Annotated in this window: 20 protein-coding genes; 17 read left to right on the top strand and 3 right to left on the bottom strand. The window is 45.8% G+C overall.

The features are described 5' to 3' along the window. The first annotated feature begins 6 nt into the window (after nucleotides 1-6). Together BMW45_RS10200 and BMW45_RS10205 are read left to right on the top strand one after the other, a co-directional pair. Entirely contained in the window at nucleotides 7-1,701 is a 1,695-nt protein-coding gene (locus BMW45_RS10200; RefSeq protein ID WP_092242974.1) for a sensor histidine kinase, read from the top strand. Beyond that, nucleotides 1,701-2,477: a response regulator transcription factor gene (locus tag BMW45_RS10205; protein ID WP_025229944.1), complete on the top strand. Its 777-nt coding sequence runs from the start codon at nucleotides 1,701-1,703 to the stop codon at nucleotides 2,475-2,477. The genes BMW45_RS10200 and BMW45_RS10205 overlap by 1 nt, the downstream gene beginning before the upstream one ends. 90 nt (nucleotides 2,478-2,567) lie before the next feature. Here BMW45_RS10205 and BMW45_RS10210 read toward each other — a convergent pair whose 3' ends face one another. Beyond that, entirely contained in the window at nucleotides 2,568-3,239 is a 672-nt protein-coding gene (locus BMW45_RS10210; protein WP_092242977.1) for a YjjG family noncanonical pyrimidine nucleotidase, read from the bottom strand. After that, nucleotides 3,217-3,882, bottom strand: a complete 666-nt coding sequence (locus BMW45_RS10215; protein ID WP_092242980.1) for a YczE/YyaS/YitT family protein — start codon at nucleotides 3,880-3,882, stop codon at nucleotides 3,217-3,219. Before BMW45_RS10215 ends, BMW45_RS10210 begins: the two co-directional genes overlap by 23 nt. 87 nt (nucleotides 3,883-3,969) lie before the next feature. Between BMW45_RS10215 and BMW45_RS10220 the strand changes: the two genes are divergently transcribed. The 7 genes from BMW45_RS10220 (at nucleotide 3,970) to BMW45_RS10250 (ending at nucleotide 11,489) form a co-directional block, all read left to right on the top strand. Continuing rightward, entirely contained in the window at nucleotides 3,970-4,596 is a 627-nt protein-coding gene (locus BMW45_RS10220) for a cyclic nucleotide-binding domain-containing protein (RefSeq protein WP_242882977.1), read from the top strand. Between the two features lie 167 nt (nucleotides 4,597-4,763). Next, nucleotides 4,764-5,549 carry a M48 family metallopeptidase gene (locus BMW45_RS10225; protein ID WP_242882979.1) on the top strand — a complete coding sequence of 262 codons (786 nt, stop codon included), beginning with the start codon at nucleotides 4,764-4,766 and terminating at the stop codon, nucleotides 5,547-5,549. Further along, nucleotides 5,521-6,591: an MCP four helix bundle domain-containing protein gene (locus BMW45_RS10230; RefSeq protein WP_092242983.1), complete on the top strand. Its 1,071-nt coding sequence runs from the start codon at nucleotides 5,521-5,523 to the stop codon at nucleotides 6,589-6,591. Before BMW45_RS10225 ends, BMW45_RS10230 begins: the two co-directional genes overlap by 29 nt. Then, nucleotides 6,551-8,269, top strand: a complete 1,719-nt coding sequence (gene recJ, locus BMW45_RS10235) for a single-stranded-DNA-specific exonuclease RecJ (protein WP_092242985.1) — start codon at nucleotides 6,551-6,553, stop codon at nucleotides 8,267-8,269. Before BMW45_RS10230 ends, recJ begins: the two co-directional genes overlap by 41 nt. Before the next feature lie 141 nt (nucleotides 8,270-8,410). Further along, on the top strand, nucleotides 8,411-9,658 hold the full coding sequence (glyA, locus tag BMW45_RS10240; RefSeq protein WP_025229937.1) for a serine hydroxymethyltransferase: 1,248 nt from the start codon (nucleotides 8,411-8,413) through the stop codon (nucleotides 9,656-9,658). A 230-nt stretch (nucleotides 9,659-9,888) separates the two neighbouring features. Further along, nucleotides 9,889-10,692, top strand: coding sequence for a flagellar motor stator protein MotA (gene motA, locus BMW45_RS10245; protein WP_025229936.1), 804 nt, complete (start codon nucleotides 9,889-9,891; stop codon nucleotides 10,690-10,692). A gap of 11 nt (nucleotides 10,693-10,703) precedes the next feature. Then, on the top strand, nucleotides 10,704-11,489 hold the full coding sequence (locus tag BMW45_RS10250; RefSeq protein WP_092242988.1) for an OmpA/MotB family protein: 786 nt from the start codon (nucleotides 10,704-10,706) through the stop codon (nucleotides 11,487-11,489). Nucleotides 11,490-11,574: 85 nt separating this feature from the next. Here the strand turns inward: BMW45_RS10250 and BMW45_RS10255 are convergent, their stop codons facing one another. After that, nucleotides 11,575-11,745, bottom strand: coding sequence for a DUF1540 domain-containing protein (locus tag BMW45_RS10255; protein ID WP_084719464.1), 171 nt, complete (start codon nucleotides 11,743-11,745; stop codon nucleotides 11,575-11,577). 204 nt (nucleotides 11,746-11,949) lie between these two features. Here BMW45_RS10255 and BMW45_RS10260 point away from each other — a divergent pair, with 204 nt between their 5' ends. From BMW45_RS10260 to BMW45_RS10295, 8 genes are all read left to right on the top strand, one after another. Continuing rightward, nucleotides 11,950-13,329 carry a uracil-xanthine permease family protein gene (locus BMW45_RS10260; RefSeq protein WP_092242991.1) on the top strand — a complete coding sequence of 460 codons (1,380 nt, stop codon included), beginning with the start codon at nucleotides 11,950-11,952 and terminating at the stop codon, nucleotides 13,327-13,329. 142 nt (nucleotides 13,330-13,471) lie between these two features. After that, a complete protein-coding gene (locus tag BMW45_RS10265; protein WP_092242994.1) occupies nucleotides 13,472-14,374 on the top strand; it encodes an SDR family oxidoreductase in 903 nt (300 codons plus the stop codon). A 192-nt stretch (nucleotides 14,375-14,566) separates the two neighbouring features. Further along, complete coding sequence (locus BMW45_RS10270; protein WP_092242997.1) at nucleotides 14,567-15,343, top strand: FAD binding domain-containing protein; 777 nt, start codon at nucleotides 14,567-14,569, stop codon at nucleotides 15,341-15,343. Further along, nucleotides 15,344-15,808, top strand: a complete 465-nt coding sequence (locus BMW45_RS10275) for a (2Fe-2S)-binding protein (RefSeq protein WP_092243000.1) — start codon at nucleotides 15,344-15,346, stop codon at nucleotides 15,806-15,808. It begins immediately after the preceding gene. Between the two features lies 1 nt (nucleotide 15,809). Next, nucleotides 15,810-18,083, top strand: a complete 2,274-nt coding sequence (locus tag BMW45_RS10280) for a xanthine dehydrogenase family protein molybdopterin-binding subunit (RefSeq protein WP_092246353.1) — start codon at nucleotides 15,810-15,812, stop codon at nucleotides 18,081-18,083. Between the two features lie 220 nt (nucleotides 18,084-18,303). Next, nucleotides 18,304-19,008 carry an ABC transporter ATP-binding protein gene (locus tag BMW45_RS10285; RefSeq protein WP_092243004.1) on the top strand — a complete coding sequence of 235 codons (705 nt, stop codon included), beginning with the start codon at nucleotides 18,304-18,306 and terminating at the stop codon, nucleotides 19,006-19,008. Continuing rightward, a complete protein-coding gene (locus tag BMW45_RS10290) occupies nucleotides 19,008-21,353 on the top strand; it encodes an ABC transporter permease (RefSeq protein ID WP_092243008.1) in 2,346 nt (781 codons plus the stop codon). The genes BMW45_RS10285 and BMW45_RS10290 overlap by 1 nt, the downstream gene beginning before the upstream one ends. 4 nt (nucleotides 21,354-21,357) lie before the next feature. After that, on the top strand, nucleotides 21,358-22,689 hold the full coding sequence (locus BMW45_RS10295; RefSeq protein WP_092243010.1) for an efflux RND transporter periplasmic adaptor subunit: 1,332 nt from the start codon (nucleotides 21,358-21,360) through the stop codon (nucleotides 22,687-22,689). Nucleotides 22,690-22,747 lie beyond the last annotated feature (58 nt).

A 22,747-nucleotide genomic window follows, 5' to 3' on the forward strand; every position in this document is an offset into this window, starting at 1 on the left:
GGGAGGATGAAAAAGGGACGATATTTCAAAGATGAGCTGCGCCGCCTGATCATGGGATATGCCATCATTCCGGCAGTAGGCTTTACCCTGATCTGTACCCTGGTTTTTCTTGCGGTCCTGCTCTATGGGAAAAAAAGTGGGAATGAGTCCCACAATGCTTTCGTGGCGGAGGAACTGGAAAAGGTTCTTACAGGGTATGAGGAGAAGCTTGATGTGCTTTCGGATTCTGACCTGCTTTTTGACAGGGATTCCGGTGCAGCCGGACGGATGGCCGTGTTTGAGCAATTTTACGGGATGTCCGACCAGTTGGGATATAAGGCTGATCTATATGTCTTTGACGGTGAGAAGCGGGTGCTGTTATCCACAAGAAAGGATATCCCGGATTACTTATCAGACAGGGAGGATATCCGCTGGGGATTGTTCGGAGCCATGGATGAGAATCCGGGGGAAACCAGAGTACGCTTAATGGAAGCCTGGAAAGGCCAGGACCGGGATATTGCCATGGGCATGGCAGTAATGCGGGGAGATAAAAAGGCGGGATACTTAATCTTCACCATTAACAGCAGCCAGTTTAAGCCGGCGCTTGACCGGTCAGAAAGCCAAACCATCATTGCAGACCGGTTTGGCTGGGTTTATTTAAGCAGCAATTATTATCTTGTGAGCAGCAGCAGCCAGGTGTTAAAGGTGCTTGAGACGGCAGGCAGGTATCTGCCTTATGAAAAGAAGATGTTTCTCGTATCCGTTCATCCGGCATACCATAACATGTTTTTAGTCTATTCTGTAACAGATATCCAGAATATCGTGTTTTCCCTGGGGCTTAGCAGTGCTCTTATTATTACGGCTCTTGTGCTGATGACCATATGGGTACTGATCAGCACGAAGAAGGTGACGGAACGGAAGACCAGGGATTTTTACCTCCTCCTTCATGTCATGGAAAAAGCCAGAGATGGGAATTTAGACGCTTCCATAGAGATAGAAAGTGAAAATGAATTTCGGATCATAGCAGATGCTTACCGGGAAACCATTGCCAGCTTAAAGCTGCAGATGGAGAATAACAGAAAGATGACGGAGCTGGTGGCAGCTTCTCAGAATAAGCAGCTGGAATCCCAGTTTAATCCGCATTTTCTGTTTAATACTCTGGAAAATATCCGGTATATGTGCATTATCCAGCCGGAGACAGCCGGGAAGATGGTGTTCAGCCTGTCTAACCTGCTGCGTTACAGCCTGGATGGCAGCAGGACGGAGGTCACCCTGGAAGAGGATTTAGAGCACCTGGAGAATTATCTGACGATCTTAAAATACCGGTTTAACCGCCGGTTTTCCTATGTGATTGACGTGGAAGAAGAGGTACTATCCTGCCGGATTCCCAGGCTGGTGCTGCAGCCCATGATCGAAAATTCAGTCAAATACGGTTTTGGCAACCAGGAAAATTTAAGGGTGGAGCTTAAGGCCTATATTCACGAAGACCGGCTGATCATGATCTGCAGGGATGACGGGATTGGAATGACTCCAGGGGTTTTAAGTGACATTCAGGCCTTATTGGAGCAGGAAGAAAATAACAAACGGCATTCCGGGCTTTATAATATTCACAGACGGTGCAGGATCCTTTACGGAAGGCCTTATGGAGTGGAGATACGCAGTGCAGAAGGGCTTGGCACAACACTGGTGGTGACCCTTCCGGCACAAAGGGAGGAAGTATAATGTTACGGGTGATGATAGCGGAAGATGAGGATATTATCCGCAAGGGACTGATCTATACCACGGATTGGATGGGCATGGACTGCGTGGTGGTGGCAGAGGCGGCAAATGGACAGGAGGGGCTTTTAAAGATCCTTGAGCATAAGCCTGATGTAGTCGTTGCAGATATCTGCATGCCGTTTATGGATGGGATCGAGATGATAAAGGAAGCCTCTAAGAGCGTGAAGTTTAAAAGCATCCTTCTGACAAGCTATGCGGAATTTGAATATGCAAGAAGGGCCATATCCGCCGGGGTCAGTGAATACCTGTTAAAGCCGGTGGATGAAGAAAAGCTTGCGGTCCTTATGAAAAGGCTGGGAGAGGAAATCGCAAACAGCCGCCAGGTGGAGTATGTGATGGAGCAGGCGGAATCAGACGCGGGGATCATGAACCTGGAATACTATATACAGCTGGACCTTTCAGAAAACAAATATGTCTCAAAGGCAATCCAGGAGATCAAGTCAGGATATGGAGACAAGCTGAGCGTGGAATCCATATCAGATAAGCTGGGAGTCAGCGCCAGCTATTTAAGCCGGAAGTTTAAAGAGGTGACCGGACAGACCTTCCTGGACTTTTTAAACAAGTACCGGATTTCCCAGGCCATTGTTCTGTTAAATACCGGGCAATACCGGATCGGCGAGGTATCCGATGCAACGGGATTTACGGATTATAAGCATTTTTGTGCGGTATTTAAGAAGTACACCTTGAAATCGCCGTCAAAGTTCATGAAAGGGATTTAACCCCATCAAGCGGGGGCTCGGATTGGGAATACCTGATTGACCAGAAAGCCCGGCAGCGGGAGCTGCCGGGCAATGATGGAATAGTAGAAGTTAAAAGTTTAACAATTCGGTTATATGGTGAATGGTATGAGTTGCGGTTGGTGACAGGGGCTCTGGGGAGCTGCTAAAAAGACAGGAATCAATATTTGCATTCACTGCACCCTGAATGTCAGAGGATATGCTGTCTCCTACCATGATGGTTTTGTCTTTTTCAAAGTTCGGAATATTTTTAAAACAGTGCTGGAAAAAATGAAGGGATGGTTTTTCATAACCCACTTTTTCTGATATGAACATTCCTTCGAAAAGATGAAAGATGCCGGCATTTTTAAGACGCTGGATCTGGGTGGAATAAACACCGTTTGATGCGGTGTATAAATGTTTCCCCCTCTCGTTTAACTCGATCAGGGTTTCCTTGGCGCCAGGGATTAAATCGGAGTTGTTTCCAAGATGCCCACGGTAACGCCCTTCCGCCTCTTCTCCGTTAATTTCCATGTCATAAAGGCGGAAGAATTCATGAAAGCGGGTATTAAGAAGTTCTTCTCTTCCTATCTTTCCCTGCTCTAATAAGTCCCATAAATGACGGTTCATCTTTTTATATTGGGACAGCATTTCATCCTTAAATTCCAAATCATAGGATTGGATCATCTTTATAAAGCCCTGCTCTTCAGCAGCGTCAAAATCCAGCAGGGTATTGTCAATATCAAGTAAATAAATCTGATACATGTATTTTTTCCTCCATAGTTAAATGTTTCTTAAAAAAGTCAAAACAGATCCCCAGCAGCGGTGCCAGGAGAAGAATGCTGATAACGGTTCCTTCCCTTATTTGCATAGGGGTATGTGAAAATAAGGTCAGGCATAAAGTGAGAATTAAGAATATCACATCAAAGCTCATACGGACAGCGGTGAACTTCTTTTTATATGCTTCACTAATGATAAGGCACATACTTTCCAGAGGGAATTTTACGATTCCGATTGCAAGAACGGCCCCCAGGCTGATGGAAGCAATTATAATGCCGATTAAATAAAGGATCACTCTGTTAAAATAGCTTTCCACGGTAAAATTAGAAAGTAAGTGATACAGAAACAGGTTGATGATGTATCCGTTTGCAATGGTTGCAATAATCTGTATCCCATCCTTATAGTTTAAACGGGAACGTCTTAAAAGTAAATAGGATAGGAAGAACAGCGTATTGATCCCATTGAGTATGGTTCCAACCTTCATTTGAATGGAGTAAGATAATGTTACTGCCAATGCGTTTAAGACGCTTTGCCCGATAGCTGCCTTTAGCTGCAGCGATATCCCGAAGCCAAAAAACAAAAAGGATATAATGGTTATGGCCAGGTCGTTTATTTTTTTTCTGCTCATTGTTTTCACCTCGGGAATATGATACCATAAATACAGACTGATGACTATGAGAATTATCATATTGGGAATAAAGGTTGATGGAGATATATGGAAAAAAACAATATGTATGAAATACCAGACAGCCTTGCGGCGGCCGGGGAGGAAAAGCATTTTCCGGCGGGGAGGAATATCTTTCATGTGGATGAGAGGATCACCCATTGCTATCTGATTCTTTCGGGAATGGTGAAAATCTATATTGACCATGAGAACGGACGCCGTTCCATTCTTGATTTTGCAGGAAAGGGCGACTGGCTGGGGGAACTTTCCATATTCCGCCAGGAAGATTATATCAAAGAAAATAAAGTAATAGAGGATGTGATCTGTCTGGAATTTGAACTGGATCGGTTAAGGCAGATCTGCAAAGAGAAAGCAGAAGTATCCTTTTATTTTGCGTCCTCTATTTCCAATAAGCTGATGGTTAGGAGTTACCGGCTGAGTGAATACTTAAATTATTCATTGGAAAAGAGACTTGCTTCCTTTATACTTAAATATCAGCAGAACGGGAAATACACCATATCTCATACGGAGGTTTCGGAGTATATGAATATCAGCTACCGTCACGTACTCTTTGTCATGAAAAAATTTTGTGATGACGGAATACTAAAAAAGGATAAGGGGTACCGGATTGTGGATCAGGAAAGACTGGAAGAAATCTCTGACGGTTTTTTAACATAAGGAATAAGAATGATATGTAGGAAGACAGTTATAAGGGAACCTGCCTGCCGGGTTCCCTTGTTTTGCATTTCAGACCTTTCAGTTATGTATTGTTTCTTTTCCATTTATTCGCTATAATTGGGAATACGAGTTTAAGCAGAGGAAAGAGAAAAGAGGAAGAAAAAGGGTTGGGAATCAGATATATGGAAGCAAAAAATCCTGACAGCAGAGGGGAAACAGGTGTGATTTCCTTTGTTGATGGAAGCGAATGTTCTTACAGGATCATAAAATCAGACAGGCGTACCATGGCCCTGCAGGTCACGAAAGCGGGAGAGGTTTTCGTCAGGCTTCCCAGGCGCCTTCCCTTTAAGGCAGGGCATGAGCTGGCACAGAAGAACAGTGAATGGGTCTTTGCACAGGTGGAAAAGATCCGAATAGCGTCAGAGAAAAGGACGGATTTTCATTGGACGGAAGGGGCATCTGTGCTTCTTTACGGAAAGTGCCGGCTCCTTCATATTAAGTCAGATCATAAGAAAAAAGCTTTTTGTGTACAGGATACAAAGGAGGAGCTGGTGGTTTCCGGTCCGGTTGCGTCCTATGAGGAGAAAGAGCAGGAAGCAGCGGTTAAAGAGGCGGTGAAGCTTTGGTACAGGCGGGAAGCCAGAGGATATTTAGAGGCAAAAGCAGCCACCTGGTCTGCAATCATGAATGTGGACTATGGGAAAATTGCAATACGGGATCAGGCGACCCGGTGGGGAAGCTGCAGCGCCAGGGGGAATTTAAATTTTAACTGGAGGCTTGTGCTTCTTCCGGAAGAACTGGCCGATTATGTGGTGGTGCATGAACTGGCACACCGCATTCAAATGAACCATTCCAATGCATTTTGGGAGATTGTGGAAAGAGAGTTACCGGATTACCGGTTAAGGAGGAGAGAACTAAGGCGTTATGAAGGTGAAATTTATCAAAAATATTAAAATTAAAACAAAGCTCCTGCTTTTAGGCGGAATCAGTATAGCAGGACTTATTTTTATGGGATCGGATTCTATAATAACAGCCAGGCAGATCAACGAAGCAAGTACTGAAATTTCCCAGTCCTGGGTACCGGCCATCATCATTGCCGAGGAACTGAATACCAGAACATCAGACTACCGCATTAAGGAATATAACCACGTTATCACCGGCGACAGCAGGGATATGGACCGGCTGGAGGGAGAAATGGCTCAGATCCGGGAAGATATCGCCCGTGGTTTCACGGATTATGAGCTTTATATCACCAATGAATCGGACCGGAAGCTCATAGAAAAGGCGGAAGAGGAATGGAATAAGTACCTGGAGTACAGCGGCCGTCTGCTTGTCATAAGCCGCCAGAACCACACACAGGAAGCATTTGATATGATCATAGGGGATTCCAGACAGTTATTTGATGATGCCAGTAACGGACTTTTAAAGGTGGCGGATTTTAACCGCAAAGGGTCTGAGGCGGCCAGTATTCAAGGCGATAATCTATATAATCAGCTTACAAAAATAAAAATCATAACCATCTGCCTGGTCAGCGGGATTATTTCTCTCCTGATCATTTATATAATAATTGCCATTGATAAACCAGTGAAAGCCCTTGTAGAAGGGACCGGAAGAGTTGCCAACGGAGATCTGGAGGTATATCTTCCATACCGTTCCAAAGACGAAATCGGAGTTTTGACCAATTCCGTCAACCAGCTGATTAAGCGGCTTAAGCACATTATCGATGATGAGAAATATCTGTTCCAGGAGATTGGAAGTGAGAATTTTGAAGTAAAATCCACCTGTGAGCATGCTTACCGCGGTGATTTTGCGCCCATCCTCTATTCTATTACCAGCTTAATGAGCCGGCTTGATGCGGCGAAAAAGCGAAAGGAAGGGGTAACAGGAGACTTACCAGCAGAAAACGAAAAGGAAGAACTGGCCAAAAGAGCCGTTTGCAGGGAGATAACGAAAAATGGCAGAAGAGAAATGGATGCTTCAGACAAAAAGGGCTGATTTTGAAGAAATGGCAAGATGCTACCGCATCACCCCGGTGACTGCGAGAATCATAAGAAACCGGAATGTGATGGGGCATGAAGCGGTGGAGAAATACTTGTACGGCGGGTTAAAGGATCTATATAGCCCTCATCTTCTTAAGGATATGGACCGGACCGTGGCGATCCTTAAGGAAAAGACTGAGCAGTTAAGGCCTATAAGGATCGTAGGGGATTATGATATTGACGGAGTTTGCTCCACTTATCTTTTGTACCAGGCTCTGTCTCAGGTGGGAGCTGTGGTGGATTATGAGATCCCGGACCGGTTAAAGGATGGCTATGGAATCAATGAATCCATTATCCGGGCAGCGGCAGCAGATGGCATTGATACCATACTCACCTGTGACAACGGAATCGCCGCAGTGGGGCAGATCAGGCTTGCAAAGGAGCTGGGACTTACGGTTCTTATCACGGACCACCATGATATTATGAAGGAGGACGGCAAGGAGATTCTGCCTCCCGCAGATGCGGTGGTAAACCCAAAACAGGAGGAGTGCCAGTATCCTTTTCCTGATATTTGCGGAGGATTGGTGGCCTATAAGCTGGTTCAGGCTCTTTATGAGGAATTTCATGTGCCTCTGGAGAAGTGGCTTGAGTTGGTGGAGTTCGCTGCCATCGCAACCGTGGGCGATGTGATGAAGCTTCAGGATGAGAACCGGATCATTGTTAAGGAAGGGCTTAAACGGATCGGACAGACAAAGAGCCTGGGACTTTTAAAGCTTATTGAGAGGAACGATCTGGACAAGGATCAGATCACTGCCTATCAGATCGGGTTTGTAATCGGACCCTGCCTAAATGCGGGAGGCCGCCTCCAGACGGCCAAGCTGGCCTTATCCCTGCTTCTTTGCCGGGAGGAAGAAGAGGCAGATCGAATGGCTCTGGAATTAAAAGCGTTAAATGACCAGCGAAAGACCATGACAAAACAAGGGACCATCGAAGCAGTGGAACAGGTGGAAGCTCTTTATGGAGAGGATAAAGTTCTGGTGGTGTATTTACCGGAGTGTCATGAATCCCTGGCAGGGATCATTGCCGGACGGCTGCGGGAGTATTTCCAGAAACCTGCTTTTGTCCTGACGGATGGGGAGGAGTCTGTCAAAGGCTCCGGCCGTTCCATTGAGACTTACCATATGTTTGATGCCCTGGTTGAGGTGAAGGATCTGCTATTAAAATTCGGCGGTCATCCGATGGCAGCCGGCCTATCCCTTCCCAAAGAGCATGTGGATGAATTCAGGAAATGCCTAAATGAACAGGCAAGGCTGACGGAAGAGGATTTCATACGAAAGGTATGGATCGATGTTCCCATGCCTCTGGAGTACATAGATGAGCCTTTAATCGAAGAACTGGAGCTCTTAGAACCATTTGGTCAGGGTAATGAGAAGCCTTTGTTTGCCCAAAAGGGTCTTTATATCCGAAGTGTCCGTGTTTTGGGGAAAAACAGAAATGTGGTGAAGTTTTCTCTTGCCACGGACCAGGGGACGCCAATGGATGCCATGCTGTTTGCTGACGGAGATTCTTTTTTAGAAGAGCTGGGAGACAGCCGGGTCTTAGATGTAATCTATTATCCTGCTGTAAATGAATATAACGGGAATAAGAATCTGCAGATTGTAATAAGGAATTATAAGATTCCAAAGAGTCTATAGTAGAGAAAGTATGGATGAAATACCTTGCAAAAAGATTCACTATGAATTAAACTTGTGACAGGAAGTGTAATATTCAGCCTCAGTTTTCTAATATGAAACTGTGGTGATTATATAAACATAAGGAAAGGCGAGGGAATGGACATGGTAAATGAGGTTATGAAATTTATCACCGGCTATGACAAAGAAGTGGGAGAAGCCATTGAAAAGGAGTGCGCAAGACAGAGAAGAAATCTGGAATTGATTGCATCGGAAAATATTGTTTCAGAACCGGTTATGATGGCAATGGGAACAGTGCTTACTAATAAGTATGCAGAAGGTTATCCGGGAAAGCGTTATTATGGCGGCTGCGAGGATGTGGATATTGTTGAGACCATTGCCATAGAGCGTGCAAAAAAGATATTTGGCTGTGATTACGCCAACGTCCAGCCTCATTCCGGGGCTCAGGCCAACATGGCAGTTTTTCTTGCCATGCTGCAGCCAGGGGATACGGTCATGGGCATGAATTTAAACCATGGCGGTCACTTAACCCATGGGAGCCCTGTTAATTTTTCCGGTATGTATTTTAATATTATCCCTTACGGCGTAGATGATGAGGGCTTTCTTGATTATGATGAGATGGAAAGGCTTGCCATTTTACACAAACCGAAATTAATTGTTGCAGGTGCCAGTGCCTACGGAAGAGCCATTGATTTTAAGAGATTCCGGGAGGCTGCTGACAAGGCGGGCGCTTATCTTATGGTAGATATGGCACATATTGCAGGTCTTGTTGCGGCAGGAGTTCATGAGAGTCCGATCCCTTATGCAGACGTAGTGACAACGACCACTCATAAGACTCTCCGTGGACCGAGAGGCGGAATGATTTTAGCAAACCAGGAAGCTGCGGATAAATTTAACTTCAATAAGGCTATTTTCCCCGGAACACAGGGAGGTCCTTTGGAGCATGTAATCGCCGGTAAGGCCGTCTGCTTTGGGGAAGCCTTAAAGCCTGAGTTTAAGACCTATCAGGAGCAGGTGGTAAAAAACGCAAAGGCTCTGGCTGCTGCCCTGATCAAGCAGGGATTCAACATCCTGACAGGCGGTACAGATAATCATCTGATGCTGATCGACTTAAGAGGAATGGAAGTAACCGGAAAGGAACTGCAGAACCGCTGTGATGAGGTTTATATTACTCTGAACAAAAATGCAGTGCCAAATGATCCAAGAAGCCCATTTGTGACTTCCGGTGTCCGCGTGGGAACTCCGGCTGTTACCTCAAGAGGTTTAAAGGAAGAGGATATGGAAAAAATCGCAGAGTGCATCTGGTTGGCAGCTACGGATTTTGATAGTAAAGCTGATTACATTAGAGGTGAAGTAACAAAGATCTGTGATAAATATCCGCTGTATGAATAAAGAAATATAAAAAAGAGGCTGTCATGTGAGAATTTATATCGGATTTTGTGCAAGAAATTTAGCTCAGTATCTGATAAGAACTCTATCATGGCAGCCTTTTCGTATTCTTAACAATTATTTAATACTCCATCAGTAACAAATATATTATACTATAACGGGTTGAGCGTATTGGTCCTGCTCTGCCTAATAAATAGAATTACTACTAATTCGGATTACACAAAGGAGAAACTATGGAAATAACCACCATCCTGGGAGTTATAGTAGGCGTTGTCGCCGTTGTCGGCGCTATGATTTTTAAGCACATTGAATTTTCAGTCCTTATGAACCCAGCAGCTTTTTTTGTTATTATTGTCGGAACTGTCGCCACAATTTTGAATTCATTTCCAGGGCAGAATATTAAATCCATCGGATCGCTGTTCAGAGTTCTTTTTACAAAACAAAAAGGATCCTCTGAATCCGAAATGATTGAATTAATGTATAACCTATCAAAACAAGCCCGCTCAGAGGGGCTTTTGTCCCTGGAAGCCAAGGCAGAAGAGCTTCAAGACCCTTTTTTAAAAAAGGGAATTCGTTTGCTTGTTGACGGTGCAGGGGAAGAACTGATCGAAGAGATTTTGGAAACGGAAATTGCTGCAATGGAAAAGAGACATGAAATTAATGCCAGTATTTTTTCATCGGCAGGTACATATGCTCCTACTCTTGGTGTTTTGGGTGCAGTATTTGGTTTGATCGCTGCGATGTCATCAATTAACGATACAGAGCGAATGGCCGAAGCAATTGCTGCGGCGTTTATTGCTACGATTCTTGGTATTTTCACCGGCTACGTGTTATGGAACCCATTTGCAAAAAAGCTTAAAGTAAAAAGCCAGCAGGAAGTAATGGCGAAAGAAATTATTATAAAAGGTGTACTCTCCATGCAGCATGGTGATTCCCCCTTTATACTCAGGGAAAAGTTACTTGCCGCTCTTCCAAAATCCAAGCAGAAAAAATTATCTGAGCAGGACCTGGCATCTGATCAGGGCAAAAAGGGGTAAGGTGATTACGTATGTCAAAAGAGAGAGAGCATGTACACCAGGAAGAAGAAGCAGGCGAAGCATGGCTTCTGCCATATTCGGATTTAATGACTCTGCTGCTGGCAGTTTTTATTGTACTTTTTGCTGTCAGTAAGATCGATTCGGAAAAAGCACAGCAGATTTCCGAACAGTTTGCGGGATCTATGATGGATAAGAACTATGCTGCCGGAGTGGCATCGGGAACTGGTTCCGGTGGAACCGGAGCACCGGCAGGCGGTCCGTTAAATATTGAAACTCAAAGCGAGCTGGAGAGCTTTTTGGGAGAGTATGAGCTCAAAAAGCTGGAAAATATAAAGACCGAGCTCGACACAAAACTGCATAATCATGGTATGGATCAATCGGTATCAACCATGATTGATATGCGCGGTCTTGTAATCAGACTGAATAATGCCATATTCTTTGACTCTGGGAGTGCGGAAATTAAGAAGCAAAGTGAGGATACTTTGGTTGAAGTAGCAGGCATTTTGAATACGATTGATAATTATATACGTGTTGAGGGCCATACCGATAACGTTCCTATCAAACACAGCAACTATCCTTCTAACTGGGAATTATCTACGGCAAGAGCTGTCAATGTTGTAAAAATTTTCATAAATAAATGTAATTTTTCGCCAGACAAGCTGATTGCTGTAGGTTATGGAGAGTTTAAACCTGTGGCAGACAATAGTACACCGGAAGGAAGAGCCCAAAACAGACGTATTGATGTCATTGTCTTAAGTTCAAAATACGATAATCTGGAAGAACAGCTGGTGAAATAAGGATGTAAATTTATTACTCATATTATGAAAAACTGCGCGGCAAAAAAGCCGCGCAGTTTTTTTAGGAGGAAATTAAATTTTGCTGTTATGCCTGGTTCTTGAAAGATTCGCAGTCAGTACATTCCTTCTTTGTAGGATTCTGTTCATGAGTTCCTACCTTAATTTTCTCCAGCGTGCAATAATCTTCGCTTTTTGCATGATAAGCGCAATTATCGATGGAGCATTGGATACATTCGTTCTTTCCGTTTACTAACATGGGTAAACCTCCTTGATTGATTATTACATCTATATTGTGGTCAGAATCAGCTGAATTATTATGGCAATTTTTTCTTAGGAAGGCCTGTGTTATATTTCCGTTAAACAAAAAGTTTTTTTGTTGACCAAAAAAATTTTTTGTGTTATTCTCTTTTTCGTCAAAACAGCACAAAATTCGCTGTCAACTATATATGGAGGTGTAGTAATGGATAATTCAAAGCAATATGATCTTATTTACCAACTAGATGGCAGACCGCCGTTAAAAGTTGCGGTTCCTCTTGGTCTTCAGCATGTTATGGCAATGTTTGTTGGTAATCTGGCTCCAATCTTTATCCTGACCGGCGCTATGAGCACACAGGATGCACCATTTCCTCCGGAATTACGGATTATGATGATTCAGTGCGCCATGTTTGTATCCGGACTTGCTACCCTTCTTCAGCTTTATCCGCTGAAATTGGGAATCATTCAGGTAGGAGCACGCCTTCCCATCGTTATGGGAACAGCATTTGCATTCGTACCAACCATGCAGGGGCTTGGGGCAAAGCTGCTGGCAGAACAGGTCGCTCCGGTTGAAGCTATGGGTTACGTATTGGGTGGTGTAATCGCAGGAAGCTTGATCGAGCTGATCATGGGTATTTTCTTAAAGCCGCTGAAAAGATTTTTCCCGCCGCTGGTAGTTGGTGCAGTTCTTATTACCATTGGTATTAAGCTGCTTACGACGGGGGCTACTTACTTTGTAGGCGGTGCAGGCGCAAAGGATATCGGTGCAGGAAAGTACTGGCTGGTTGGCGGCATCGTGCTGCTGGTCATTGTTCTCCTTAACCGTTTTGCAACCGGTATGTTAAAGGCAACTGCTATTTTAATTGGTATCATCGTCGGCTATATCGTGGCTGCTTTTTCAGGAATGGTGAATTTTGATACTGTTACCAATGCAGCATGGTTCAGCGTTCCGATGCCATTTATGATCAAGCCGCTGTTCCGTTCCGACATCATTTTCCCGTTCTTTGCGGTATACGTGGTTGCAGGTCTTGAGACCATGGGAAATGCAAATGGTATCACCATTTCCGCTTTTGGACGCGAAGCTACTGCAGAAGAGATTTCCGGCGGAATTATATCTGATGCTGTAAGCTGTGCATTTGCAGGTGTCTTCAATGTTCTTCCAAACACAGCATTCGGCCAGAACGTGGGTATCATTGCAATGACTAAGGTTATTAACCGGTTCTGTATTGCGATCGGCGCCATAGTTCTGATCATTGCAGGCCTGTTCCCTAAAATCGGCGCGATTTTCAATGCAATGCCTAACTGCGTTATGGGCGGTGCGGTAATCACTGTTTTCGCCATGATTTTCTTAAATGGTGTTAAGATGGTATTAAAAGAAGGCTTAGATGACATAAACAGCCTGATCCTTGCCATTACGCTCGGTCTTGGCTTTGGCGTGGGTAATTTAGCCGATTCTGTGAAGGAAAACTTCCCTGCTGCTCTCCGTTTTATCTTTGCGGAGCCAGTGGCTGCAGTCTGTATCGTAAGTGTTCTTGCCTGCATCTTTTTAAGACCACAGGAATCCAAAAAAACTACAGAGAAATAAGCTGCATTCCAGCAATTGTTATATATAGAAAAAGTCCTGTCCGGCTGATAAGCCGGCCGGGGCTTTTTCTGTTTATAGATCATACAGGCTGTTGGAGCCGGGAGGTAGATGTGATATACTGTTAAAAAAGGGAGGGATAAGGATGAAGAAAAAAATCATGATCACAGGATCCGGGGGCTTCCTTGGAGGAAGAATTGCTGCATATTATGAAAGAAATTATGATGTGATCCGTGTGGGTCACAGGAACTTAGATATTACGGATGAAGAGGCGGTAGGGGAATATATAAAGGATCATAATCCTGATGTAGTGATCCATTGCGCTGCAATATCAAACACCAGGGTATGTGAGGAGAACCGGTTGCTTTCTGAGGCGGTGAACTTAAGGGGGTCCGTTAACATGGCCAAAGCATGCAGGGAAAATGGCAGCAGGCTACTCTTTATGAGCTCGGATCAGATTTATGGGGGCAGCAGACAAAAAGGACCGAATAAAGAGACGGATGAGGTTCCTCTTATCAATGTTTACGGAGCCCATAAAAAGCAGGCGGAGGATGAGATTCTGGAGATTTTGCCTGAGGGAATCTGTCTTCGACTTTCATGGATGTATGATTTCCCTGTCCGAGGCCTTAAAAGCAACTCAAACCTACTTACCAATCTGTTAAGTTCCATGGTGCAGAACCGCCCCATAAGGCTTTCAGTTTCCGATTATCGCGGCATTACCTGGGTACAGGAAGTTGTGAAATATATAGAGCCGGCCATGGACCTGCCTGGCGGAATTTATAATTTTGGCAGTGAAAGTACTCTTTCCGCTTATGAAATAGGAAGCGGAGTCTTTCAGATGCTTGATAAAAACGGGAATAGGGAGAATTTTGTGATCCCGGATGAAACAGTGGCCGGGGACAATCCCAGAAACTTAACTATGGATATGGGAAAACTTAAGGCTCATGGAATCAGTTTTTCTGAAACGGTGGAAGGATTTTCCAAGTGCCTTGAAGCCAGTCCTGAATATGTTTATGCCTTGATAGGAGAATCTATTGTCGAATTTTGACGAAATTAATAAAAAACCCTGAAAGCCATTGTCAAAACCGGAAGGAGTATGATATACTCTTTTCGGTTTTTCTAATATATAATACAATATTTATAAGCAAAATTAATAAATAGAATGATGTTTTACTGATAGGTAAGGGAAAAACGGCCAGCAGACAACGATGAAAGCTTGGGAGCCAGGAGGACAGTTCGAATGATTCGATTTAAAAATTATGTTAAAGCAGAAAACCTGGAGGAGGCCTTTGCGCTGAATCAGAAGAAGAGCAGTGTCATAGGAGGAGGCATGATGTGGCTGAAGGTACAAAGCCGGGTGCGGATGACTCTGGTGGACTTATCCGGACTGGGGCTTGATGGGATTGAGGAAAGGGAAGACGAGTTTACTATCGGTGCCATGTGTACCCTGCGCCAGCTGGAAACCCATGAAGGACTGAACGCATGCTTTAACGGTGTTTTTAAAGAGTGCACCCGTTCGATTGTCGGAGTCCAGTTCCGCAACGGAGCGACCATAGGAGGAAGCGTGTTCGGCCGGTTTGGATTTTCTGATATCATTACCTGCCTTCTGGCCCTTGATACTTATGTGGAGCTATACAAGGGAGGCCTGGTTCCTTTGGAAGAATTTTGCCGGGTGAAGAGCGACAGGGATATCCTGGTCCGTATCCATATAAAAAAGGATGGAAGAAAAGCAGCCTATGCTTCCCAGCGCATATCAAAGACAGATTTTCCTGTGATTGCCTGCTGTGCGGCCAGAAAGGCTGGAAAGCTCTATGTCTCGGTCGGAGCAAGGCCGGCAAAGGCGGAGCTGGTTGTGCTTGATGAAAACCAGGATTGTCTTAAGGAAGAACTTGCAAAAATAGCATCAGAAGGCTTTACCTACGGTACCAACATGAGGGGAAGCGGGGCTTATCGGAAGCATTTGGCTGAAATATATATAAAAAGGCTTATAGAAGCGCTGGATCAGGAGGAACGGTAAATGGAGATCGAATTTACACTGAATGGAAAAATGTCGTATGAGGAAATCGCAGATGATACCACCTTATTCCAGCTTCTTAGAAGGAAGGGCTGCTACAGCGTAAAATGTGGATGTGAAACAGAAAACTGCGGGCTTTGTACGGTGCTGGTCAATGGAAAATCAAGGCTGTCCTGCTCATTATTAGCTGCCAGGGCAAATGGCTGTGAGGTAGTGACCTTAGAAGGCGTGGAAAAGGAAGCGAAGGCGTTTGGAGCATATCTGGCGGAAGAGGGAGCAGAGCAGTGCGGTTTCTGCAGCCCTGGGCTTATAATGAACGTGCTGGCAATGGAGATGGAAGAGGTCCTTGATGAAGAGGGGATAAAAGAGTATCTTGCCGGGAACTTATGCCGGTGCAGCGGCTATATGGGACAGCTTCGGGCTATAAAGAAATATTTAAGCAGAGGAGAAAAAAGGGATGAATTATAAAATGCGTACGGTAAATACTTCTGTGAAAAAGAAGGATGCCATGGCCCTTGTGACCGGAAAGCCTGTGTATACCGATGACCTGGCTCCCGGAGACTGTCTCATCGTTAAAGTCTTAAGAAGCCCTCATGCCCATGCTCTGATCAAGGAGATCCATAAGGAAAAGGCGGAAAAGGTGGCTGGAATTGCCTGTATTCTGACCTATAAGGATGTTCCCCAGAAGAGATTCACCATGGCGGGTCAGTCCTATCCGGAGCCAAGTCCCTATGACAGGCTGATTCTGGACCAGAGAATGCGCTTTGTGGGGGATGCGGCGGCCATTGTAGCCGGTGAGACGGAAGCTGCGGTGGACCATGCCCTGCGCCTTTTAAAAGTGGAATATGAGGTCTTGGAACCGGTACTGGATTTTAAGAAGGCAAAGGATCATCCGGTGCTAGTCCATCCGGAGGAGGACTGGCTGAGCCTCTGTCCGGTAGGTGCGGATAATAAAAGAAATTTATGTGCTACCGGAGGGGAAGAGCATGGTAACGTCGATGAGGTATTAAAGCAGTGTGATTATGTGGTGGAACAGGTCTACCATACAAAGGCGAATCAGCAGGCAATGATGGAGACCTTCCGGGCCTATTCTTATCTGGACGCTTATGGACGCCTCAATATGGTGGCATCCACACAGGTTACTTTTCATGTGAGGAGAATCCTGGCTCATGCCCTGGATATTCCAAAATCCCAGATCCGCGTGATCAAGCCCAGGATCGGCGGCGGCTTCGGCGCAAAGCAGACGGTGGTGGCTGAGGTATATCCGGCAATCGTGACAATGAAGACCGGCAGGCCGGCCAAGATGATCTACAGCCGGTATGAGTCTCAAATCGCCTCTTCTCCCCGCCATGAGATGGAAGTCCATGTGCGTGTGGGAGCGGATAAGAATGGAATCCTTCAGGCAATCGATGTATATACTCTGTCAAATACAGGAGCTTTTGGGGAACACGGCCCTACTACAGTAGGTTTATCCGGACATAAATCCATACCCTTATACCGGACGCCGAAAGCCTTCCGTTTTACATATGATGTTGTTTATACTAACTACATGTCATCAGGAGCTTACAGGGGATACGGAGCAACCCAGGGAATATTTGCGGTAGAATCTGCGGTAAATGAGCTGGCGGAAAAGCTGGGAATGGATTCTGTAAAATTAAGGGAATTAAACATGGTAAAGGAAGGCGATATCATGCCTGCCTATTATGGGGAAACCTTAAACAGCTGTGCTCTGGACCGGTGTATGGCCCGCGCCAAGGAGATGATCCGCTGGGATGAGAAGTACCCCAGGATCGACATGGGAAATGGAAAGGTGCGGGGCGTAGGCGTAGCCATGGCCATGCAGGGATCCAGCATTTCCGGCGTTGATGTGGCTTCTGTGGAGCTGCGCCTGAATGATGACGGTTTTTACACCCTTATGATCGGCGCTTCCGATATGGGAACGGGCTGTGATACCACCTTGGCCCAGGTGGCGGCTGATTGCCTGGAATGTGATCTTGATGAGATCGTGGTCCATGGAACAGATACGGATGTTTCTCCTTATGATTCCGGTTCTTATGCGTCCAGCACCATGTATTTAACCGGAATGGCTGTGGTAAAGGCCTGCAAAGAAATGCGGGAAAAGATCTTAAGAAAAGGTGCTGAGTATCTAAACTGCCCGGAGGATTCTCTGGAATTTGACGGAATGAGGGTCTACCAGCCATCGGGAGAGCTGGAAATATCCTTAAAAGATATAGGAAACAAAGTCATGTGCTTTAATGAAGATATGCTCATTGCCGGTGCCTGTCATACCTCTCCTGTATCGCCGCCTCCTTTTATGGTGGGAATGGCTGAAGTCGAAGTGGATCAGGAGACCGGAGAGGTAGAGCTTTTGGACTATGTGGCGGTTGTGGACTGCGGAACAACCATTAATCCCAATCTGGCCAGAATCCAGACCGAGGGCGGAATCGCCCAGGGCATTGGCATGGCAATGTATGAAGATATTACCTATTCTTCCAAGGGACAGATGCTGCAGAACTCCCTCATGCAGTACAAGCTTCCTACCAGGCAGGATGTAGGCGATATCCGGGTGGAATTTGAAAGCAGCTATGAGCCTACAGGGCCTTTTGGAGCTAAGTCCATTGGGGAGATCGTGATCAATACCCCTTCTCCTGCCATTGCAGATGCAGTAGCCAATGCAGTCGGAGTAAGAGTAAGGGAATTGCCTGTTACGGCCGAAAAGGTGTACTGGGGCATGAAGCGGTAATAGTTCATGATCAGTGTCTGGTCTTTGCTATGGCTATAAAGAAGAGGAATAAAAGAAAGAACGCCGGAATTTAGAATTCCGGCGTCTTTTTTGATCTTTTTTCTTCTGAACATATAAATAATAATTGTTGATAAAAACAATCATGTTGTGATATAAACAGATGATTGCATTGATAATAACAAGGGTGTATGATTGGGAAAGAGAAAGGAGGGAGGGACTTATGGAAGCTTTGATAAGGGCGGAAAAGATCTGCAAGGATTACGATGCAGGTGAGGTCAAGGTCCAAGCTTTAAAGCATGTGTCGTTTGAGATTCAACGAGGGGAATTTATCGTAATTCTGGGACCAAGCGGGTCTGGGAAAAGCACCCTTTTAAATATATTAGGAGGGATTGAAACGGTTACCAGCGGAGCTGTTTATTACGATGGTGCGCCTCTTTCCTGGGGAGATTTAAAGAGCCTTACGGCCTATCGACGGGCTCATGCCGGGTTTATCTTTCAGTTCTATAATTTAATGCCGGGACTGACTGCGCTGGAGAATGTGCAACTGGCGGCAGAGCTTTCCGAGGATCCCCTGGATCCGGAAACGCTGCTTGGGCAGGTGGGGCTTTTAGACAGGGCAAGCCATTTTCCCAGCAGGCTGTCAGGAGGGCAGCAGCAGAGGGTTGCCATTGCCAGGGCCTTGTGTAAGAATCCTGATATCCTGCTCTGCGACGAACCCACTGGGGCATTGGACAGCAGCACAGGAAGCCAGATATTAAGGCTGTTGTCGGATTTTAACAGACAGTATGAAAAGACGGTGCTTCTGATCACCCATAATGAGAACATTGCGGGGATCGCGGACCGGGTTTTTTATTTTAAGGATGGATGTCTGGAAAAGATCCGTGTCAATGAAAGACCCTTAAAGCCGGAGGAGGTGGTCTGGTAGTGAAAAGCTTCCGCAAGAACGTAGTCCGGTGCGCCAGGCAAAATCCAGGGTCTTTTCTGGGGGCGGTTTTCATCATCGCCATCGGCATATTTGTCTATGTGGCCATGATGGACACCTTGAGAAACTTAGGGGATCAGGTGCAGCGTTACTATGACAGCAGTGCCATGGCTGACGTATTTGCCCAGGTTTCAGGAATCTCTGAGGTGGATCTGGAACGGTTAAAGGAGATTCCAGGGATTGAAGAGGTATCCGGGAAAATGGCCGTTGATGTAAGGCTGTTTGCTCCTTTCCAGACGGAAATCGTAACGGTGCATCTGCTGTCTTACGATCCCTCGGATTCTTTAAACAGGCTGATGTTAAAAGGGACGGGAACGGGAAAAGACAGCATTTATCTGGGAAACCGGATGGCCGGAATATATGGATACGGAAACGGAACACCTCTCACCCTCATGATTGATGGGAAAAGCGTGAAATGTGAACTGGCCGGAACCTGTTATGGGCCGGAATACATATATGCCATTCCTCCCGGAGGAGCCATGATTCCCGATGGAGAGATTTACGACATTGCCTGCATAGAAAAAAACAGGATGGAAGAATTAACGGGAAAAAAGGATTCCATGAATGAACTGGGATTCCGGTTGGCGAAAGGTTATACCTATGAAGACGTGCGCTATCAGCTAATGGACCGTCTTTCCGGGTATGGCCTGATTTCTCTCACTTCGAAGGAAAACCAGGCCAGTTATAATATGGTACAGGGAGAGATTCATGAGCTGTATTCCATGGGAACGGTGCTTCCCGTCCTGTTTATGTCAATTTCAGTGTTCATGCTTTATGTAGTATTAAAAAAGATGATAGACAGGGACCAAAGCCTTATAGGCACTATGAAATCCTTTGGAATGAGAGACGGGGAACTGATGCTGGCATACCTTTATCAGGGAGCTGAAGTAGGGGTTTTAGGCGCTCTGGCCGGAAGTGTTCTGGCGGTTCCCTTTGGCCGTTATATGTTTTTGATGTATGTGGACTTTTTTAATCTGCCGGACACGGTTTATCACAGCTACATGAACACAAGGATAAGCGGTATGGGAATCGCGGTGGGAACCGGGCTCCTTGCAGTTTACTTAGGGGTCAGGGGAATCTTAAAGATCACTCCGGCCCAGGCCATGAGGGCAAAGGCTCCTGCTTCCGCCGGGAATTTAAAGCTGCCCGGTTTTTTTGCCTCCAGGCTTGGCGCAATGGAAAAAATGGGCCTGCGCTCCGTGGTGAGGAATCCTTTTCGCGGATTTTTAATCATTTTGGCCATTGCATTTCCTTTTTCCATGTCTTCTGTGCTTTTTTCCTTTCGAGGAGTGGCGGATCAGATGTATTTTGATCAGTTCAGCAAGGTGCAGACCTATGACATACAAATATCCCTGGACCGCTATGTGTCCCCCATCCGCGGGGAATCGGCAGGGGAAGGAATCAGGGGAGTGGAGAAAAGCGAAGCGGTCATCCAGAAGGCAGTGGAATTAAAACACGAAAATTTGTCGGAATTTGCCATGATTTACGGACTGAACCGGGGATCCGGCATGTGGAGGATCATGGATCTCTACGGCCGGTTTTATGATCCGCCGGAGGATGGGATTATCATAAACAGCCGGATCGCAGAAAAACTTCATCTGGTGGAAGGGGATATTATGGAAGTATCCGTCCCCGGCCTGACCGCGGAAGCGGTAAAGGTTCCGGTTAAAGCTGTCATAAAGGAGAGCCTGGGAGGCGGATGTTACATATCGGCAAAGGGTTTTTCCCGTTTTTTTGATTCTGTTCCAATGGCTGGAACCGTACTTTTAAAGGTGGAAAAGGGCAGGCTTAAGATCGTCCGGGAAGAGCTTTTAAAAACCAGCCGTGTGACTTGGATGGTGGATACCGGACGCATCACCCAGAGCTACCAGGACATCATGGGCAGCATGATGGCAATGGTCCAGATGTTTTCCTTTATGGCTGTGGCGGCTGGAGGGATTCTCATTTATAATATTTCCATGATTAATATCAGGGAACGGATCGCAGAGCTTGGTACGTTTATCATCATGGGAGGAACGGATAAAGAGATCGGAAGGATTCTCATGTTTGAACAGGTGGTCTATTTCATTCTGGGAATTGCTTTAGGAGTATTTGGGAGTCTTGGGGTGAAATACCTTGTGGAGCATCTGGTCATATCGGATTCCTATACCATTGAACTGGCTATACGGCCATCCTGTTATGGGATTGCATTTCTTACCTGTCTTGCAATGGCAGGGGCTTCTTTGCTGGCCCAGACGCGGTTTGTAAGAAGGATAAGACTCACGGATATTTTAAAGGAAAGGGAGTAAGCTTATGAAGATCCGAATGGATGGCAGGAAAAAGAAATTATGCTTTCTGGCTGCAGGGATTGCCCTTGCTCTTATCATAGGGAATACTGCAGTGAAAAGTTTTAGGGGGACCCCGGTGCAAACTGCGGTGGCTTCTTATGAAGCGGTAGAAGACCGTTATACGGAGGAAGGGACCATTACGGCAGGAGGGGAGTACCGCCTGGTTTCAGAGGCATCAGGACCGGTTAAAGAAGTTAAGGTCAGGGAAAATGATGGTGTGAAGGCAGGAGATATCCTGTTTACCGTTGATGACAGGGATTTATTGCAAGAAAAATCACTTTGTGAAAGTGCTCTGGCAGGGTATCAGGCTAAACTGGAGCAGAGCCGGATCGGTCAGGTGATGACGTCATCGCCTCAGGAATATCTGGATTCCATAAGAGCGGAAGTGTCGGCAAAGGAGGCGGATTACCAGGCTGCAAAAACTCTAATTGATGCTTCCCAGTCACTGTATTCGGCCGGCAGTATCTCCAGAGTCGAGTGGGAGAAAGACAGGGCTTCTTATGAATATGCCTCTCTGGCATGGGAGCAGGCAAAGAGCCGGTATGAGGAGAGCCGCCGGTTTTTAGAGAGCTTAAAGGCGGGAGGCATTGATGAGACAACCATAAATGGAAGATTTTATGATAGCGTGGAAGAACAGCTAAGGGCCCAGATCAAATCCCAGGAAACGACAATGGAACAATTGGATGACAAGTTAAAAAAGTGTGTGGTGACTGCAGACAGAGATGGGATCATCACATCTCTTCCAGTCAAGGATATGTCCTACATACAGGCAGGGGAAACTGCCGTGAGCATTAGCGGGCGGGGTAAGATCCAGGCAGAGTCTGACGTGCTTACCAGCATTGCGCCCTACCTTACTCCAGGAGATAAGGTGACGGTGATCCTGCAGCTTAGGAATCAGGATCAGATGTACGGCGGAACCATAAGCCAGGTCTATGACTATGCGGCCAAAGGGACCTCTGCCCTGGGAATGGATGAATACAGGGTACATGTGAAGATCGACATGGATGAGAACACAGAACTGGAAGGAAAGGAAGGGTATGGGGCCAACATTCGTTTTACCCTGTATCAGGGAGAACATAAGCTGGTGATTCCATCCAGCGCTGTTTTCCAACTTGATGACCAAAATTATGTGTTTGTAATCAAAAACGGAAAAGCAGAAAAGCTTCCGGTGGTAGTCGAATACAAAACCTCAGCCCAGGCGGTTATAAAGGAAGGCCTGGCTGAGGGGCAGAAAGTCATTGATCATGTGGATTCAGAAGAAATCTATGAAGGGGCAAAGGTATATGCCGGTTCATAGATTCTAAAGAATAAAGGGGCGGCAGCATGGAGTATCCCATGCTGCCGCCCTTTTTATA

This window comes from Lacrimispora sphenoides (genome assembly GCF_900105215.1).
Lineage (GTDB): Bacteria > Bacillota > Clostridia > Lachnospirales > Lachnospiraceae > Lacrimispora > Lacrimispora sphenoides_A.

Coding starts and splice junctions, on each gene's coding strand:
- BMW45_RS10200 (WP_092242974.1), top strand. CDS start 7: ATGAAAAAGGGACGATATTTCAAAGATGAGCTGCGCCGCCTGATCATG.
- BMW45_RS10205 (WP_025229944.1), top strand. CDS start 1,701: ATGTTACGGGTGATGATAGCGGAAGATGAGGATATTATCCGCAAGGGA.
- BMW45_RS10210 (WP_092242977.1), bottom strand. CDS start 3,239: ATGTATCAGATTTATTTACTTGATATTGACAATACCCTGCTGGATTTT.
- BMW45_RS10215 (WP_092242980.1), bottom strand. CDS start 3,882: ATGAGCAGAAAAAAAATAAACGACCTGGCCATAACCATTATATCCTTT.
- BMW45_RS10220 (WP_242882977.1), top strand. CDS start 3,970: ATGGAAAAAAACAATATGTATGAAATACCAGACAGCCTTGCGGCGGCC.
- BMW45_RS10230 (WP_092242983.1), top strand. CDS start 5,521: ATGAAGGTGAAATTTATCAAAAATATTAAAATTAAAACAAAGCTCCTG.
- recJ (WP_092242985.1), top strand. CDS start 6,551: ATGGCAGAAGAGAAATGGATGCTTCAGACAAAAAGGGCTGATTTTGAA.
- glyA (WP_025229937.1), top strand. CDS start 8,411: ATGGTAAATGAGGTTATGAAATTTATCACCGGCTATGACAAAGAAGTG.
- motA (WP_025229936.1), top strand. CDS start 9,889: ATGGAAATAACCACCATCCTGGGAGTTATAGTAGGCGTTGTCGCCGTT.
- BMW45_RS10250 (WP_092242988.1), top strand. CDS start 10,704: ATGTCAAAAGAGAGAGAGCATGTACACCAGGAAGAAGAAGCAGGCGAA.
- BMW45_RS10255 (WP_084719464.1), bottom strand. CDS start 11,745: ATGTTAGTAAACGGAAAGAACGAATGTATCCAATGCTCCATCGATAAT.
- BMW45_RS10260 (WP_092242991.1), top strand. CDS start 11,950: ATGGATAATTCAAAGCAATATGATCTTATTTACCAACTAGATGGCAGA.
- BMW45_RS10265 (WP_092242994.1), top strand. CDS start 13,472: ATGAAGAAAAAAATCATGATCACAGGATCCGGGGGCTTCCTTGGAGGA.
- BMW45_RS10270 (WP_092242997.1), top strand. CDS start 14,567: ATGATTCGATTTAAAAATTATGTTAAAGCAGAAAACCTGGAGGAGGCC.
- BMW45_RS10275 (WP_092243000.1), top strand. CDS start 15,344: ATGGAGATCGAATTTACACTGAATGGAAAAATGTCGTATGAGGAAATC.
- BMW45_RS10280 (WP_092246353.1), top strand. CDS start 15,810: ATGCGTACGGTAAATACTTCTGTGAAAAAGAAGGATGCCATGGCCCTT.
- BMW45_RS10285 (WP_092243004.1), top strand. CDS start 18,304: ATGGAAGCTTTGATAAGGGCGGAAAAGATCTGCAAGGATTACGATGCA.
- BMW45_RS10295 (WP_092243010.1), top strand. CDS start 21,358: ATGAAGATCCGAATGGATGGCAGGAAAAAGAAATTATGCTTTCTGGCT.